This window comes from Ruegeria sp. N10 (assembly GCF_056531545.1).
In genome coordinates, this window is record NZ_JBQFLY010000012.1 from 1 (window position 1) to 16,294 (window position 16,294).

Annotated in this window: 15 protein-coding genes; 2 read left to right on the top strand and 13 right to left on the bottom strand. The window is 56.3% G+C overall.

Annotated features, from left to right (window positions below):
* Both ACR0JI_RS15280 and ACR0JI_RS15285 read left to right on the top strand, forming a co-directional pair.
* Positions 1-620, top strand: a 620-nt coding sequence (locus tag ACR0JI_RS15280; RefSeq protein WP_480495182.1) for a tetrahydrofolate dehydrogenase/cyclohydrolase catalytic domain-containing protein, incomplete at its 5' end; no start/stop codon positions are given.
* Positions 621-1,045: 425 nt separating this feature from the next.
* The gene (locus tag ACR0JI_RS15285; RefSeq protein WP_480495180.1) at positions 1,046-1,597 is read left to right on the top strand and encodes a LytTR family DNA-binding domain-containing protein; all 552 of its coding nucleotides are present in this window, start codon (positions 1,046-1,048) and stop codon (positions 1,595-1,597) included.
* Positions 1,598-1,599: 2 nt separating this feature from the next.
* Here the strand turns inward: ACR0JI_RS15285 and pdeM are convergent, their stop codons facing one another.
* The 13 genes from pdeM to cpaB form a co-directional block, all read right to left on the bottom strand.
* Positions 1,600-2,262, bottom strand: a complete 663-nt coding sequence (gene pdeM, locus ACR0JI_RS15290; RefSeq protein ID WP_480473721.1) for a ligase-associated DNA damage response endonuclease PdeM — start codon at positions 2,260-2,262, stop codon at positions 1,600-1,602.
* A 40-nt stretch (positions 2,263-2,302) separates the two neighbouring features.
* Positions 2,303-4,714, bottom strand: coding sequence for a ligase-associated DNA damage response DEXH box helicase (locus ACR0JI_RS15295; protein ID WP_480495178.1), 2,412 nt, complete (start codon positions 4,712-4,714; stop codon positions 2,303-2,305).
* A 40-nt stretch (positions 4,715-4,754) separates the two neighbouring features.
* Positions 4,755-6,062: an ATPase gene (locus tag ACR0JI_RS15300; RefSeq protein WP_480473719.1), complete on the bottom strand. Its 1,308-nt coding sequence runs from the start codon at positions 6,060-6,062 to the stop codon at positions 4,755-4,757.
* Positions 6,063-6,179: 117 nt separating this feature from the next.
* On the bottom strand, positions 6,180-6,725 hold the full coding sequence (locus ACR0JI_RS15305) for a prepilin peptidase (RefSeq protein WP_480473718.1): 546 nt from the start codon (positions 6,723-6,725) through the stop codon (positions 6,180-6,182).
* Between the two features lie 3 nt (positions 6,726-6,728).
* Complete coding sequence (locus ACR0JI_RS15310; protein ID WP_480473717.1) at positions 6,729-7,580, bottom strand: tetratricopeptide repeat protein; 852 nt, start codon at positions 7,578-7,580, stop codon at positions 6,729-6,731.
* A 30-nt stretch (positions 7,581-7,610) separates the two neighbouring features.
* Positions 7,611-8,195 carry a tetratricopeptide repeat protein gene (locus tag ACR0JI_RS15315; protein WP_480473716.1) on the bottom strand — a complete coding sequence of 195 codons (585 nt, stop codon included), beginning with the start codon at positions 8,193-8,195 and terminating at the stop codon, positions 7,611-7,613.
* 6 nt (positions 8,196-8,201) lie between these two features.
* Positions 8,202-9,185, bottom strand: a complete 984-nt coding sequence (locus tag ACR0JI_RS15320) for a type II secretion system F family protein (RefSeq protein ID WP_480473715.1) — start codon at positions 9,183-9,185, stop codon at positions 8,202-8,204.
* 10 nt (positions 9,186-9,195) lie between these two features.
* Positions 9,196-10,164 (bottom strand): type II secretion system F family protein, encoded by a 969-nt coding sequence (locus tag ACR0JI_RS15325; RefSeq protein ID WP_480473714.1) that lies wholly within the window; start codon positions 10,162-10,164, stop codon positions 9,196-9,198.
* Between the two features lie 11 nt (positions 10,165-10,175).
* Complete coding sequence (locus ACR0JI_RS15330) at positions 10,176-11,621, bottom strand: TadA family conjugal transfer-associated ATPase (protein WP_480473713.1); 1,446 nt, start codon at positions 11,619-11,621, stop codon at positions 10,176-10,178.
* 23 nt (positions 11,622-11,644) lie between these two features.
* On the bottom strand, positions 11,645-12,880 hold the full coding sequence (locus tag ACR0JI_RS15335) for a CpaE/TadZ family protein (RefSeq protein WP_480495176.1): 1,236 nt from the start codon (positions 12,878-12,880) through the stop codon (positions 11,645-11,647).
* A gap of 221 nt (positions 12,881-13,101) precedes the next feature.
* The gene (locus ACR0JI_RS15340; RefSeq protein WP_480473711.1) at positions 13,102-13,725 is read right to left on the bottom strand and encodes an OmpA family protein; all 624 of its coding nucleotides are present in this window, start codon (positions 13,723-13,725) and stop codon (positions 13,102-13,104) included.
* Positions 13,726-13,742: 17 nt separating this feature from the next.
* Entirely contained in the window at positions 13,743-15,116 is a 1,374-nt protein-coding gene (locus ACR0JI_RS15345) for a type II and III secretion system protein family protein (protein WP_480473710.1), read from the bottom strand.
* Between the two features lie 193 nt (positions 15,117-15,309).
* Positions 15,310-16,188, bottom strand: coding sequence for a Flp pilus assembly protein CpaB (cpaB, locus tag ACR0JI_RS15350; RefSeq protein WP_480473709.1), 879 nt, complete (start codon positions 16,186-16,188; stop codon positions 15,310-15,312).
* Positions 16,189-16,294 lie beyond the last annotated feature (106 nt).

Genomic DNA, 16,294 nt, shown 5'->3' on the forward strand with positions numbered 1-16,294 from the left:
CGGTGCATGGCATTCTGGTACAGCTGCCGCTGCCAAAACACCTGAACGAGGATCTGGTGATCAACTCGATCGATCCGGCCAAGGATGTGGATGGGTTCCACATTTCGAATGTGGGCCTGCTGGGCACCGGTCAGAAATCGATGGTGCCCTGCACCCCGCTGGGTTGCCTGATGATGCTGCGCGATCACCACGGGTCGCTGTCGGGCATGGATGCAGTTGTCATCGGTCGCTCGAACATCGTGGGCAAGCCGATGGCGCAGCTGCTGCTGGGGGACAGCTGCACCGTGACCATCGCGCATTCGCGCACCAGGGACCTGCCGGATGTGGTGCGCCGCGCCGATATCGTCGTGGCCGCTGTCGGCCGCCCCGAGATGGTGCCCGGCGACTGGATCAAGGAAGGCGCCACCGTGATCGACGTGGGCATCAACCGCATCGAACGCGATGGCAAGACCAAGCTGGTCGGCGATGTCGACTATACCAGCGCCGCCGAGCGCGCCGGCGCCATCACCCCCGTCCCCGGCGGCGTCGGCCCCATGACCATCGCCTGCCTGCTGGCCAACACCCTCACCGCCTGCTGCCGCGCAAACAAACTCCCCGAACCAGAAGGCCTGACCGCGTGATATACGCGGGGCCGGATCGGACCCTTCGGACCGGCCCCCTTTTTTGGCAGGCAAAGCTCCAGCCAAATCGCCCCCTGACCGCCCCCTGACTGCATGGGCAAAGCACCCTGAATGGGTTTGACAGCCGAACAAATCGTGATATCCCTGTAATCCCAGCTGGTTACAGGTGAAGGCACTATTGTGTTTGACACATTCGGGGTGAGCTATGCTAATTCATGCACAAAAGCGGTATGACGTCTAAAATAAGTATAATCCTGAAGGCATTTTCACCGCAGCGTGTGGTGGCGGGTTTGGTCTTTCTTCCTTTACTTGCATATGCGTTTCCACCCTTCCTTGATTCTGACCTGTCATTTGGACTGCGGCTTGTATTCTGGGCCGGAGTGATGGTCCTTGCTTTGACGGTGACTGGGCTTGCCAGAAAGCTGATGCGGAAGAACTCCGTTTTCCTGAATGTTCCGGCGAGGGATCTGGCATTTGTTTCTTTGACCTTGGCATTGTTCACGCCTTCACTTTGGATGTTGGCCTGGGTTCTTTTCACCTGTGGTGGATACATGGCGCCGGACGCCGAGAGGGTTGTGGTTTATGGCGCTTTGTTCGCGACAGGCTTGATGCTTGTACAGCGCAACGATCTGAATGCCGCGGCAATTACTGAATCTGATCTTGAAAAACCACGACTTGTCAAACGCTTGCCACCCAGATTCAACGGGCAGATCTATCGCTTGACCGTTCGGGATCACAACGTGGATGTTGTCACCTCAGAAGGCACCTTCACGCTCCGGTCGCGTTTCACAGATGCGATTGCCGAGATGGAGCCTGTCCCGGGTCATTGCTCGCACCGTTCGCATTGGGTCACCGACGCATCCATTGTAAGTGTCGAAAGGGAAGGCAGTAAAACCTATCTGAAATTGATCAATGGTGATCTGGTTCCGGTCAGCCGGAAATACAAACCGATGCTGGAAATGGATGGCCTGATCTGAACCTATTGCGGCATTGGCAACATGTATGGACGCGGACCTGTGAGGATCGCCATCGCCTGCGATCCCATCAGTGCCGACAGCACTTGATCAGAGCTGCGAAGCCCCCCGGTAAAAGCGCCATAGGCCGGAAGTATAATGCGATGATCATTCAGCAGAAAAGCGGGGCGTGAAATATGACGTCCCTTGACCCTGATCCGGACTTTTGGATGGTAATGGCCGGAAACTTCTCCTCGCGCGGGATCCTGCGCGATATGACGGAAAACAAGCGGGCCACGGTGCCATTCGAACAGATGGGTTCCACCCAGCTCAATAGGACCGGGATCGTGGTTCCCCTCAATCCAGATCCACTGACGTCCGGACTGTAAGGTCGCGATCCTCAGCATTTCTGATTTTGGCAGCGCCCGGGCAGCTTCAAGATCATCGAAGCTGTCGCCCAGACATACAATGGTTTTGGCGTTCGTTTGTCCCAGGTCATCTTTCAGGCGGTCCAGCGTTTCACGGCTGTCATAAGGCGGAAGTGAAGGCCCACCACGCCGCGCGACGCGCTCGGATTTACCCAGATGCAAGTCCGACACGCACAGCAAGCTTTCGTCTGGCCACCAAAGCGCACCGGACGGCAAAGCACACAGGCGCTGACCCGCAAAGGGAAACTCAAGTTCGTTCATGTTACGTTCTTGGCCTGTTTCAGGGCCCGACGCAAGCAGATCAAAGCTGTTCCAACCCCGCCGCTTGCAGCAGCCGCGCGCTTTCTTCCGCCAGAAGCCTTTCTTCGGCACTGCCTTTCACCGGCACTTTGCCAACCTCCAGAAACAGTGGCGCTGACAGGGGCGAGACACGCTCGAGCCGCACCAGATCAATCCTGTCTCCAATTCGGGCCAGCATTGTTTCGATCCGACCGAAATCGACAAGCCCACGCATGGCTTCTTCGCGGGTGATCTGCATCAATAGGTGATCGGGATCGTATTTCAGCAAGGTGTCATACAGGATATCGGACGAAAACGTAGCCTGCCGCCCGCTTTTGCGCTGCCCTGCCATGTTGCGTTCGATCAGACCGGCAATGGTGGCCGAAGCACGAAACGTGCGCTTCATAACGGCGTTACCTGCCAGCCAGGTGTCAAGCCCGTCGCGCAGTGCATCGGGTTGAAGCAACGGGCGGGGATCGGTAACCGCGTCCAGACCCCAGATCAGTGTGGCATAGTCCGTGGCGACAAAACCCAGCGGGGCCAGTCCGGTCTCCTCCATCCGTTTTGTCAGCAACAGGCCCAAAGTCTGTTGTGCATTTCGTCCGGCAAAGCCGTAAACGCAAAGATGTTCACGCCCGTCGCTGGGAAAGCTCTCGATGAGCAGCCGGTCACGCTGGGGCAGGCGGGACATCTGGCGCTGCAAATCCAACCATTCAGCCGTATGAGGGGGAAGCTGTGGCCAGCCCTGTTGGGCAAACATGTTCAGGATGCGGTCGCTGAGCTGCGTGGAGGTTGCGAATTTCGTGCCCGAAAAGGTCGCAATCTTTGGCTTTCGGTCTGCGCGCCGCGTGACTTCGACCACCATCTCGCGCAGTCCCTCATACCGCACGATTTGCCCACCGATCAGGAAGGTGTCGCCGGGCGTCAGCGAGGCAGCGAATGCTTCTTCTACTTCTCCCAGTGGCTTGCCGCCCCGGTTGCGTTTCAGACGAACCTTGAGCGTATCCGTGTCCTGAATAGTGCCCAGGTTCATACGAATTCGCGATGCGGCGCGCGGGTCGCGCAGTTGCCAGTGCCCGTCGGCGCCGTGTTGCAGCCTTTGCCAGCGATCATAGGCTCGCAGAGCATAGCCGCCGGTAGCACAGAAATTCAGGCAAGCGTCAAACTCGGCCCGCTTCAGCTGAGCGTAAGGCCCGGCGGATGTCATCTCGGCATAAAGATCATCAGCGTTAAACGGCCCGGCGCAGGCGGCAATCAGGATATGCTGGCACAAAACATCGCGCGGGCCTCGGCCGCGGGGCTCTCCATCCAGCTCATGGGCTTTGGCGGCCTCTAGCGCGGCGACGCATTCGACCACTTCGAAGCGATTTGCAGGCACCAAAAGGGCTTTGGAAGGTGCGTTATAGCGATGGTTGGCCCGTCCTATCCTTTGCACCAGCCGTTTGACGTTCTTGGGCGCGCCGATCTGGATCACCAGATCGACATCCCCCCAGTCGATGCCCAGATCCAGCGAACCGGTGCAGACGATGGCGCGCAAGTCACCCCGGACCATCGCCGCCTCGACCCGCTCGCGCTGCTGCCGGTCCAGACTGCCGTGATGGATACCGATGGGCAGACCGTCATCATTGGCCAGCCACAGATTGTGAAAGAATATCTCGGCCTGGGCGCGCGTATTGTGAAAGATCAATGTGGTCTTGTGCTGCTTGATCTGCTCCAGCACGGCTGGAATAGCATAAGCCGCGCCACCGCCAGACCAGGGCGGCATTTGCGACGTTTCCAGCATTCGGATATCCGGGTCCGGGCCGGGGTCGGCCTGTACAATCTGGCAGGGGTCAGGGTGGCAAGCCAGAAAGCGGGCAATCGCAACAGGATCTTCCACCGTCGCCGACAACCCGACGCGGCGCAGATCGGGATTGAGGCGTTGCAGACGTGCCAGCGCCAGCATCAGCTGATCTCCGCGCTTGCTTTCAGCCAGTGCGTGGATTTCATCGACGATGATCCGCTGCACACCTTCAAACATACGCGGGGCATCCTCGTACGAGTTCAGCAACGCCAGACTTTCCGGCGTGGTCAACAGGATATGCGGTGGATCAGCCCTTTGGCGTTTCTTCTGCGTGGCTGAGGTGTCACCGGTTCGATCCTCGATCCTGACAGGCAGGCCGATCTCATCCACCGGGGTGCGCAGATTGCGTTTGATGTCGGCGGCCAGCGCCTTGAGCGGCGAGACATAGATCGTGTGCAATCCATTGTGGCCAGCATCCGCAAGTTCAGCCAGCGACGGCAGAAACCCGGCCATGGTTTTGCCGCCACCGGTGGGCGCAATCAGCAGTGTCGCCGGGCTGAATGCGCGGTCGAACATCTCTTGCTGATGCGGGTGGATGGACCAGCCTTTGGTGGAAAACCACGCGGCAATCCGTGCGGGAATCTGCGTCATGAACGCAGACTACCCGCCCCAGAGTGGTAATGGCACGGCGTTATTTGACGATTTTCTCGTCTTTGACGAACATGTTGGCCCAGGCCCGGTCGATCAGTTCGGGGCTCATCTGATAGGGGATGCCTTCGAACTCGCAGATCGAGATCATCTGGTCGATCAGAAAGATCGGTTGATAGTTGGCGTAGATGTTGTTGATGGTCGGGTATTTGACCTTCAGCAGGTGCACCAGCGCCGCCTCATCCAGCGGCATCCCGCGTTTGCGCGCAACCATGGCGAAAATCTTCAGGAAGTTTTCCTGATTCGGGCCGTCGATCTTGATCTTGAAGAAGATTCGGCGCAGGGCCGCCTGGTCAAATATCTCGTTCGGGTGGAAGTTGGTCGAGAAGATGACCAGCGTATCAAACGGAACTTCGAATTTCTCACCCGATTGCAGGCCAAGGATATCCTTGTTCTCTTCCAGTGGAACAATCCAGCGGTTGACCAGCGCCTGCGGCGGTTCGGCCTGACGGCCAAGGTCGTCCACGATAAAGATGCCGCCCGTGGATTTCAGCTGCAGCGGTGCCTGATAGGTTCGCGCGGTAGGGTTATAAACCAGGTCCAGCATACTAAGCGACAGTTCACCGCCGGTGACAACGGTCGGGCGTTCACACTGTACATAGCGTGAGTCGAACCGTTTGCGGCGGCGCAGGCTGTTCGGGTCGTCGGCTTCCTGCTCGATCGCGGTGTGCACGATCGGGTCGTAGACCGTGATCACCTGCCCCGCATATTCGATGGCGTAGGGCACATAGACATTGTCCCCCAGCGCATCGCGAATGCCGTTCGAGATGGACGATTTACCGTTGCCCGGCGGACCATACATCAGGATCGACCGGCCTGCGCTGACTGCCGGGCCTAGATGATCCAGCAGGCTGTCGGGCAGAACCAGATGGCCCATGGCGTTGGTCAACTGGTCGCGCGTGACCTGAATGTTGCGGATCGATTGACGTTTGACTTGCTCGCGATAGACATCCAGCGGAACGGGCATCGCACCGAAATACTCGGACTGGCTGAGGGCATCCAGAGCGCGGGCCTTGCCGGCATCAGTCAGCTGATATCCCATCTCGTTGCCGCTGTTGGCGTTCAGCGTCCCCATTGCCTCAAGCAGCTTCTGCTCGCGTGCGATGTCGATCAGTTCCTGGGTCACAGCGCCAGGCAGACATATGGCCGCAGAAACTTCTGACACGGTGCTGGTGTTCTTGCGGAATATGGTCTTAAGCAAGATATCCCGCATCATCACCAGCGGAAGCTTCATTTCGCTTAACCCCTTCGGGGTAGGGGGGGCCATAACAGAGGAAGTCTGCATATTCATGCGCGGTGCTCGTTCGTCAAATTGTAACGCCAACTGCCCGAATAAGGGCGACTTGAAGGAAAAATGACCCAGCTTTGTGGCGGGACAAAGGCAGCGGCAAGGCGCGCTGATGATAGTTTACGAACCGAGAACAGTACCCAGAATCAGATACATGGCCAGCGAGCCACCCAGTGCGAACCCCATGGGGAACTGTTTGCCCCGATCCCAGCTTTCCCAATGTGGCGCAATGGTGCGCAACCTTGTGATTTTCGCCAAACGATGCGTGACCACGGCGGCCAGAATACAGGCGGTCAGAATAAGCAGTACCAGCTTTAGATCGCCAAGCCAGACAAATGGCGCGGACGCGGCAAGAAACTTAGCGTCGCCCGCGCCCATTGCCCCTGACGCGTTCAGAAGAATGCCGAAAATCAACACCACGGGGATATGCAGAAGGTGCCAGAAATAGATCGGCATCGACACATTGATCAGCAACAGATGACCGCTGACCGCGCCGGTGGACCAGGGCGGGATGGCAACCAGCCCGACCACGACAAAAATCAACGCCAGCGCAACAACTGCATGGTTTTTGATCCGCATCTCACGCATATCCGTGAAGGCCACGTAAAAGCAGATCGGCAGCACGAAGGGCAGGAACCATGCCGCCGCCGCAGCGGGGATTTGCATGTGTCAGGCCTCTTCAAGCGCACGAAGCGAGCGGACCGCTTCATCGAAATGTTGCGGATGGGTGGCAATGGCCTCGCGGAACAGGTTTTTCGCGGTTTCTACATCGCCCTGCTTGACCGCGGAAATACCCATCGTATTCAGCAGTAGCGCCCGTTCAACCTGGGTCATCGGCACCACTGGAAGGCTATAGTTGCCCTGCGCTGACCGGGCCAGCACCAGATTATTCTTGGCAGTGAACAAAGAGCTGTCCTGGCGGACTGCGTCGGTGAACAGGCGTTCGGCCTCGGCATACTGGCCACGGGTCAGTTTCGAATACCCCCAATTGTTCATTACGCTGCCCGGACGGGTGGTCAGCCCAACGGCCGTTTCATAGAAATGATCAGCCCGCTTCCACTCTTTCCGGGAATCCGCGACCACCGCCTCAAGGCGATAGCGTTTAAAGGTTTCGAACGTTGGGGGAACCGTATCCAGAACGGTTTTGGCCTGAGACCAGTCGCCATTTCGCACCAGCGCATCGGCGTACTCGACCTTGTCTGCGGCGTTCGTACCCTTCATTGTCGTCACGCGCTTCCACGCTGCTGCCGCTTCGGTGGTGCGTTTTGCGCGTCCCAGGGATATTGCCAACCCGCGCTGAAGATCGATGCGATCAGGGTTCTTGAGTGCGGCACCGTGAAAATAGGTCACTGCCTCATTCGGGTCGGCGGCACTCAACAACACATCGTTCAGGTTGGTTTCGTCAATAACGTTCACTTCCTGAAACGTCCGTTCCACTTTTTCCTCTTCGGATTCCTTTGCACAGGCCGAAAGGATCAGACCGCTGAAAACAACAGCCGGAATCAAGAATTGCTGGCGCATTTTTTGCGTCCTTTACTGCTCTTGCCTCGATTACTGAATCTTGCGTAGCGCGAATTGCCCGTCGCCAAGCTGCTCCAGTGTATATTCTTGTTGTTCTTGCGGGATATTATTAACAGGATTTTCCATTTTTGCGAGTGCTAAGCGCAGATTGTCGCGGATTGCGTCACTTTCGCCATTGTCCAGCGCGTAAGCCCGTTGAAAGACCTGCGCCGCTTCGGGGTACTCCTGTTTCTCCATCAGCAGAACGCCCAGATTATTCCATGCAACAGGCCAATCCGGATCGCCTTCCACGGCACGGCGCAGCAATTTCTCGGCCTGCCCTAAACGCCGCAACCCAAGATTGGCCGTACCCAGAGAGGTCAAGACCTGTGTCGTCATACCCTGGTCCAGGGCGGCGCGGGTAAAAGTATCAAGCGCGAGTTCGTATTCACCGGCAGCCATCAGCCGGTTTCCGACCTCGATATTGTCTTCTGCTTGTCCCCTGGGATCAACTCCCGGCGCATCCAGGCCGTTCGGCGAGAGGCCCTCTGTGCAAGAAGCCACCATGGTGCAAACCACGGTGGCCTTAAGTATTCGGCGGAACCCGGACGGGAAGCACCAGAATTCAGCTTTCATAGGGTTTTATCCGCCCGCACGCCCGAAACTCGAAATGACATTCGCCGACGGGCCGACCAGAATGATCAGCAGTGGCGGAACTGTCAGCATCATTGTGACAAGAGTCATCTTTGTAGGCAACTTGTTCGCAGCCTCTTCGGCGCGCATCACGCGTTTGTCACGCATCTCTGAGGCGTAAACCCGCAATGCCTCGGCAATGGATGTGCCGAAAGTCGCTGACTGGATCATCACGGTGACGAATGAGTTTACGTCCTGTACGCCGCAGCGCACTCCGAAATCGCGCAATACAGTGTCTTTGTCCTTACCGGCTTTCATCTCGTGTGCGACGGTTTCGAATTCCTGAGCGATATCGGGGTAGGAGGATTTCATTTCACCGGACACGCGAACGATGGCCTGGTCCAGTGACTGTCCGGCCTCAACGCAGACCAGCATCAGGTCAAGCGTATCGGGAAAGCCTGCTGTAATTGCCTCTCTGCGTGCTTCGACCCGGCGCGTGATCCAGTATTTCGGGGCGAAATAACCAATTGCGGCTGGCACGAACACCCGGATCATCATTTGCTGGCCGGTGAATTCCTGACCGTTTGAAAGGACCGTAATCAGCAGAACACCGACAACGATACCAATGATACCTAGCGAAAACTGCGCAAAGTGAAAGAACCGGACCGCATCTTTTGACCGATATCCCGCCTGACGCAGCTTCAGCTCAACCGCCGAATACTCTTCTTCGTTTTTCGGCTCCAGAAAAGTCGCGAATTTCTCAAGCTGCTCATTTCGACTGGAGTTTCGCAGTTGCTCTTTCTTGCTTTTTTTCGTTGCCCGCGGGGCCGCATTCGACCGCTGAAGTTTCTTCAGAGGATCTTCCGGCTGGCTCATGATTAGTGAGACAGCGACAAGAACCATGATCAGGCCAAGTACACCCACCACGATAAGGGGGCCGAACTCACCCAGGTGTTGAGTCAGCAGATCATTGATGTTGGTCAGAAATTCCATTGTGCTGCCCTCAGACCTTGATGTTGGTGATGATCTTCATGACGATCAGGTTCAGTGTCAGCAAAATGCCGACAATGAAACAAGCAGGGATGAACCAGGGGTGATCCAACACTTCGTCATAATATCCTGGGTCCTTGACCAGGATGAAAATCAGACACGCAATTGGGAAGCCAGACAGGAACTTGCCTGACCACTGTGCTTCGGCCGTGATTGCCTTGACACGCCGGAACAGGCGGAACCGCGCACGGATCACCTGTGCCAATCCAGCCAGAATTTCGGCCAGGTTACCACCGGACTGCTGCTGAATACCCACAGCAACCGCGAGGAACCGCAAGTCCTGCATATCCAGACGTTCAGCCATATCCTTCAGCGCCTCGCCCACATCGCGACCATAGGCGCATTCATCCGCGATAACACCAAACTCGGTTCCCAGCGGATCCTGAACTTCGTTCGAAACAACCTGAATTGTCGAAACGAAAGGATTACCCACACGCAGCGAACGCACCATCAGCTCAACCGCGTCAGGCAGCTGCTCTTCGATCATTCCCATACGTTTCTTGGCCTTGTGGTTCACCCACGCGTAAACGCCGCCAATACCGATGGCGATTGAAATCGCGGCGCGCAGCGCTGTGTCTGTCGCGGTACCGATGCTCAGACCCACAAACGCCATGGCCGAGACCAGCGCCATTATCATGATCAGTTGACGGGGAGAAAACGCAATGGCGGCTTTTTGAGCCTTGTCAGCAAGCAGCGAATACAGAGGGATGCTCTGTGATTTCATGTGCTGCTGCATTTCCTTGCGCAGCTGCTCCAGAACCTGTTCGCGCCCGGCACCCTTTTCCAGCATGTCCAGACGCCGGTTGACCCGGCTGTTCAGACTGATGGATTTGCCGAACGCAACCAGATAGATGCCCTCGACCAGGGCAAGAACCCCCACAAAGATGGCGACATAGATGATCGCCTCCATAGGCAATTGCATACCCGGTTCTCCTACATTGTGGTTGGGTCGTAGATGGATGCGGGCAGATCAAAACCCCACAGACGGAAGCGTTCCGAATAGTGGCTGCGCACCCCAGTTGCCGTAAAGTGACCGATGATCTTGTTGTCAGGTGTCAGGCCAACACGTTGAAAACGAAAGATTTCCTGCATCGAAATCACGTCACCTTCCATACCGGTAATCTCGGTGATCGAGGTCATCCGGCGCGAACCATCCTGCAATCGGCTGGCCTGAACGATTAGGTTCACAGCGCTTGCGATCTGGCTGCGGACGGCCTTAATGGGCATTTCGATGCCGGCCATCGCGATCATGTTTTCCAAACGTGAAATCCCGTCACGGGCCGAGTTCGCGTGGATCGTGGTCATCGAACCGTCGTGGCCAGTGTTCATGGCCTGCAACATGTCGATCACCTCGGCGCCGCGTGTCTCGCCGACGATGATGCGGTCAGGTCGCATACGCAGGGCGTTTTTCAGACAGTCGCGCGGGCTGACCTCACCTTTGCCTTCCACGTTAGGCGGTCGGCTTTCCATCCGGCCCACATGGGTTTGTTGCAGCTGAAGTTCCGCCGTATCCTCGATGGTCAAGATGCGTTCGGCATCGTCGATAAAGCTGGACAGAGCGTTGAGTGTGGTCGTTTTACCGGAACCGGTACCGCCCGACACGATGATATTAAGACGGGTTGATACGGCAGCCTGCAAATAGGCAGCCATTTCCTCGGTGAACGCACCGAAACTGACTAGATCATCAATACCCAGCTTGTCTTTTTTGAACTTACGAATCGAAACCAGAGACCCATCTACCGCGATAGGGGGCACCATGGCGTTGAATCGCGATCCATCGGCCAGTCGGGCGTCAACATAAGGGTTGGATTCATCAACACGACGGCCCACCGCAGACACGATCTTGTCGATGATCCGCATCAGGTGCTTTTCATCCTTGAACGTGATGTCGCTGATTTCCAGCTTACCGGCACGTTCCACGAATATCTGATGCGGTCCGTTGACCAGAATATCGTTGACCGTATCGTCCTGTAGCAGCGTCTCAAGCGGACCAAGACCCGTTACTTCGTCGTACAGTTCTTTGTTCAACTGCGATCGGTCATCGCGATTCAGAACGATGTTCCTGGTTTCCAGAACTTCGCTGGCGATTGCGCTGATTTCGGCTCGTAGCTCCGCTTCGGCTGCGGTCTCCAGAGCCGCCAGGTTCAGGTTCTCCAGCAACTCGCGATGCAGTTCGATCTTGATCTCACTCAGCCGTTCCTTGCGTTTTCGATCACGATCGGCCCCGGCAACCTCGGCCGTTTTTTTCTGAGGTTTACGTACGACGGCCGTTGCTGCGGGGCTGGGGGCAGCTTGCGCGGCGGGTGCCGCCGTTTCGACCGGCTGCGCTGCCGCTTTAACGGGCTGCGCTGCTGGCTGTTTTTTATATCTTGAGAACACGGCGATCCCCCCTTGGGATGATGTTACGCAGCTTCAGCGCTGTTGCTGCCAAGGCTGTGAAGTGATTTCGCCAGCTTCGCGATTTCCCGGCGAAGCGGGTTCTTGGCGGCTGAATTGGCCAGCGGCAAACCATGGTCGCCACTTTGCATGACAGGCTTGCCCCCATCAGGCAGCAGCAGGTCAATTGAGATGCCAAGGCTTTCTCCCATGCGTTTCACGCGGCTTTTTCCATTCAGGTCGGTGAATTTTGGGGCCCGGTTCAGCGCAAAGCGCAGCTTGTTGAAGGGCAGTTCTTCGGCCTGCAACGCGCGCTTGAGGCGCAGGGCATTCTGAGCCGACCGCATGTCGAGTTCGATCATTGCAAAATACACATGTGCCGCCTGCAAGACCGTTTCCGACCACAAGACCAGCGTCTTGGGCATATCCACAACCACATAGTCGAAATGTGTGCGCGCCATGTCAATCACGCGCTGGATGTCTTCGGGGGTAATCAGGTCCAATGGCACCATGTCGGATGGCGCGGTCAGAACTTGCAGTTTTTCTTCATATGTTTGAAGAGCTTGCGAGAAAACCTCGCTGTCCATCGAATCCGTATCGGACAGCATTTCGAACACCGTCTCGCGACGCGCCAGGTCCAGATAGGTTGAAACCGTGCCGTATTGCAGATCCAGATCGATCAGACAGACGGACGGGGCATCCTTGTCCGATGCACAGGCCAGCTCCCAGGCCAGGTTCACCGCCAAAGTCGTGGAGCCCACGCCACCGGCAAGTCCCTGAACGACGAACAAAGCGCCTTCCTTTGATTCGCCATTTGCCAAAGGAACAGCTGCGGCTTGCGCCATGACAACCGGATCGGGCTGCTTCATGCGTTCTACCGCTTCCTGCAATTCACCTTCCGGAAGCGGGTAGGGGACAAACTCGTCCGCGCCCTTGCGCAGCAGTTGGTGGAGCGAAGCAGGTGTGACGTCCTCGGCGATCAGGACGACCTTGATTTTCTTTTCCTTGGCCCGCGTGATGATTTCACCCATCAATGACAGGTTGTCTTCATCTTCCCCGTCGATTGCCAATGCAACGAATTCAAGCGCTTCGGCTTCTGGCTGGCTGAAAAAGGCCAGCGCTTCGGCAAAACCCAAGTCGCCCCAGCGCTCGCCCAGAATGGTTTCCATGTCTTCAATCAGAAGATCAAAATTCTGGACATCCCGGCTTATGGTGCAGGCCAGGATTGCAGAAGTTTCGTCTTGCGGCGTTGCGCTGGTCATAAACACTATCCTCGTCGTGAGGGCTCAGCATGTCATATGAACGAATTCCGCCAGATTGATGTGCTGTCGCCCCAATACGGTCAAATTTGGCCGCAGGTCACCCTATTGTTCACAATGTTGCTTTGAAGTTGGGCAAGAATTGGGCGCAAAAGAACCAATTGTAGGGAAATGGGCGACGATATCGCCCATTCTGATTGTATTATCCACCAGAGCTATCGACACTAGTTTGTCGTATCTGCTGAAGTCACGTCCTCAATCGCGCTCCTCCACGTCGCACTTTCAACATATTCGCGATAGATGACGTTGGCGTATTTACCGTCCAGCAGTTGCGGATGCCGATCAACAAAGCCCGAAACTTCGGTTACCGTCCTGCGGTTGCGGCGGTCGCGATTCGGTGTTGCGATCAACGGCTGCGCTTTTCCAAAAGATACAACGGCTTCAAGACGTGAACGCGAGATTCCTTGCCGTTCAAGGAATGCGACGACGGCCTGTGCACGGCGTAGCCCAAGGCTCTTGTTGTAGCTGATTGAACCTACGGCATCTGTATGTCCGTAAACCCGGAATCTGGCTTCGGGGAACTGTTTGATCCAGTCAGCCTGCTGCAACAGTATGCTTTGCGCTGATGCGTCCAATTGCGAACTGTTGAAGGCAAAGTTCACCTGGCTGGGCACATCTGCGGCAAATCTGCGGCCGAGAATCTGAGCATAGGTCAATTCGCCGTTTTGAACCTGTATGTTGTTCAATGTCGCGTTTCCAAAGGTTCCGGCATCGATCTCGTATCCGGCCTCGCGCGCACATGCGGCAACGGCGACCGTAAGACCCAGTGTGATGATCCACTTCTGCATTGGTCCTATCCTCCTGATCAATCTAGGACGTAGCCGTACGAGCTGCCAAAATTCTGTTTGGCAACTTCGGATGCTCCGCCGGCTCCGGGACGCTGTGTACGAGCAACCCGACCATTCACGAACAGGTCAAATTCGCTGGGCGGTTTGACACGATCTGTGGGAAGGGCAAGTGCCTCGCCACGTGTCGGCGTTACCAGATGCGCTGTGACGATGACGACAAGTTCACTTTGATCACGCTGATAATCAGCGCTGCGGAACAGGGCCCCCAGAACCGGCACATCCCCCAGCCATGGGACTTGGTTGGCCTGATCCACAAAGCTGTCCTGAAGCAGTCCAGCGATGGCAAAGCTTTCCCCGTCGCGTAATTCTATTGTGGTCTTGGCTTGCCGCACGATAAAGCTGGGAACGGTGTCTCCATTGATAGTGAAGTTCGAGCCGGAGTCGATGCTCGAGACAGACGTGGCCATTTCCAGATTGATCAGGTCGCCGTCCACAACACGCGGAATGAAGTCCATTTCAACACCAAAGGCTTTGTACTCGATTCCCACGACACCATCATCCTGTGGCACCGGAATCGGAACCTCACCGCCTGCCAGGAACGTTGCTTCCTGTCCAGAAAGGGCCGAAAGATTGGGTTCGGCAAGGTTGCGAACAAGGCCCTTCGTCTCGAGAGCTTGCAGCAGCAAGTTGACCTGTGCTGATCCGACCCCGAAACCAAACAACAAGACACCATTTTCAACGGTGACAGGGGGAACAAGGTTCTGCGGATTGAAACCACCGACAAAATCAGTACCTGAAACTGAAAGCGTTGAAGAAAGCTGTTTTGCGACTGAGCGATTCATCTCGGCGAAGCGTACCTTCAGCATAACTTGCTGCACGCCACCCACGGACATCAGATTCGAAACACGTTCCGGCGCGTAGCGTTCAGCCAATTCAAGTGCGCGGGCCAGTTTGGCCGCGCTTGAAACCGTGCCAGACAGTACGATGCCATCATTGGCGGTGCGCACTTCGATCTGCTCGCTTGGCAGAATCTGACGCAGACGCTCTTTGAATTCGGTTACATCGGGCGAGACCCGGACACGTACGTTGGCCAGCAGATTTCCTGCGCCATCGAACAGTGTCAGCGTGGTCAGGCCAGGAGCCTTACCCAAAACGTAGATTGTGCGATCCGAAAGAGAGGAGATATCCGCAATGCCTGCGTTGGCAATGCTGAGCTCTGCAAACGGTTGTTCGCTTTCCACAACGATCGCGCGGTTCATCGGAACTTCCAGCGTTTCCACCGTGCCCTTTTTTACCACGCGAAGGGTTTCAGCCCAGGCGGCATCGCCGACCGGGCCCATAACAAGCGACAACCCCAGCAGGGTTGCGCTGATCCAGGAACGTATTGTCATGTGACCTGCCTCTCCGATCACGCCTCGTTTTTTGGGTCTTTTGCCCTATGTGCTACGAGACTGCGCGAAATCCGAATTTATTGCAATAATCAATGGTTTCTGGAATTTTCCTTATGTGGAGAATTGGCAACAACAATAAGAAAAGAGCCGCATCAGGGATGCGGCTCCAATCTTGTAACACTCTGAATTGGCGTCAGTTTGTGCAGGGGATAGGCACGTTGACAATCTCGCCGCCGCGTCTGATGCGCGTCGTGCAAACCTGTTCAACTTCTTTTTCGGGTTCCGGTGCGGCTGCCGTAATTCCAAGCAGTTTGCGCTGATCCACCTCGATTGCCGACGCAACTGAGTCATCCTGCACACCAACAAGGGCCAGCGACAGGCGACCGGTGTTCTGCGCCTGCGCCAGCGCAGCAACCTGTTCCGGTGTGGCTGCGACCGTGACTGTGCGTGCAATCGTTGCGCTTGCGACGTCCGAACCAGCTGTCTGGTCGACGGCGATGAGCTGAACGTTGGTTTCGATCAGTTTGGTGATGCCGCCAGAATTCCCTTCTACCGTTCCGCTCGATCCGGTCCAGTAGATGTCGACATTATCGCCGGGGCGTAGGAATCCTGAAACACCAGAGGCCACGTCAACGCTAATCGCAAAGGCGCGCATACCTCTTTCAAGACGAGAGGTCAGACCGGCCGATTCGCCAGGCTGTGTGATCTTGACCTCCATGATCGCCTCATCCTTTTCCATAGTCCTCAGAACATAACGCTCATTGGCGCCTCTTTCGGGAAAGAGCACAGCGAGATCAGAGAATGTACCTTCGGGAATCGCGTTTTCCGGCCAGTCTACGGCGCGAATGTCTTCCTGCGTCAGGCGTTCACCGTATTTCAGCGCACGGTTTGAAACGTAAACAGTTACCGTTGGAACGACGTCGACTTTGGCATTGGCCAATGCTTCTTCTGCCGCTTGTTTCTGCCGCGCCAGTTCGCTTTGATAAGCCGCAATATAATTGCGCGCCATGTAAACGGCGCCCCCAGCCAGAGCAACGCCGACAATCAGGACAAGTCCGAATACCGCTCGCATACATGCACCTCTTTCTTATTTAGTCGGATACTAAGCGGCCAAAGGGCCACTTTGAAACAGCACAAGTGTTAAATGTAAATTGTGTCGAAATGTGGGACAAAAATGT

What these genes read in the sequence shown, in the direction of transcription:
- cpaB (WP_480473709.1), bottom strand. Translation starts at nt 16,188, where the DNA reads ATGCGAGCGGTATTCGGACTTGTCCTGATTGTCGGCGTTGCTCTGGCT.
- ACR0JI_RS15340 (WP_480473711.1), bottom strand. Translation starts at nt 13,725, where the DNA reads ATGCAGAAGTGGATCATCACACTGGGTCTTACGGTCGCCGTTGCCGCA.
- ACR0JI_RS15295 (WP_480495178.1), bottom strand. Translation starts at nt 4,714, where the DNA reads ATGACGCAGATTCCCGCACGGATTGCCGCGTGGTTTTCCACCAAAGGC.
- ACR0JI_RS15300 (WP_480473719.1), bottom strand. Translation starts at nt 6,062, where the DNA reads ATGAATATGCAGACTTCCTCTGTTATGGCCCCCCCTACCCCGAAGGGG.
- ACR0JI_RS15335 (WP_480495176.1), bottom strand. Translation starts at nt 12,880, where the DNA reads ATGACCAGCGCAACGCCGCAAGACGAAACTTCTGCAATCCTGGCCTGC.
- ACR0JI_RS15315 (WP_480473716.1), bottom strand. Translation starts at nt 8,195, where the DNA reads ATGAAAGCTGAATTCTGGTGCTTCCCGTCCGGGTTCCGCCGAATACTT.
- pdeM (WP_480473721.1), bottom strand. Translation starts at nt 2,262, where the DNA reads ATGAACGAACTTGAGTTTCCCTTTGCGGGTCAGCGCCTGTGTGCTTTG.
- ACR0JI_RS15305 (WP_480473718.1), bottom strand. Translation starts at nt 6,725, where the DNA reads ATGCAAATCCCCGCTGCGGCGGCGGCATGGTTCCTGCCCTTCGTGCTG.
- ACR0JI_RS15320 (WP_480473715.1), bottom strand. Translation starts at nt 9,185, where the DNA reads ATGGAATTTCTGACCAACATCAATGATCTGCTGACTCAACACCTGGGT.
- ACR0JI_RS15310 (WP_480473717.1), bottom strand. Translation starts at nt 7,580, where the DNA reads ATGCGCCAGCAATTCTTGATTCCGGCTGTTGTTTTCAGCGGTCTGATC.
- ACR0JI_RS15325 (WP_480473714.1), bottom strand. Translation starts at nt 10,164, where the DNA reads ATGCAATTGCCTATGGAGGCGATCATCTATGTCGCCATCTTTGTGGGG.
- ACR0JI_RS15345 (WP_480473710.1), bottom strand. Translation starts at nt 15,116, where the DNA reads ATGACAATACGTTCCTGGATCAGCGCAACCCTGCTGGGGTTGTCGCTT.
- ACR0JI_RS15285 (WP_480495180.1), top strand. Translation starts at nt 1,046, where the DNA reads ATGCGGAAGAACTCCGTTTTCCTGAATGTTCCGGCGAGGGATCTGGCA.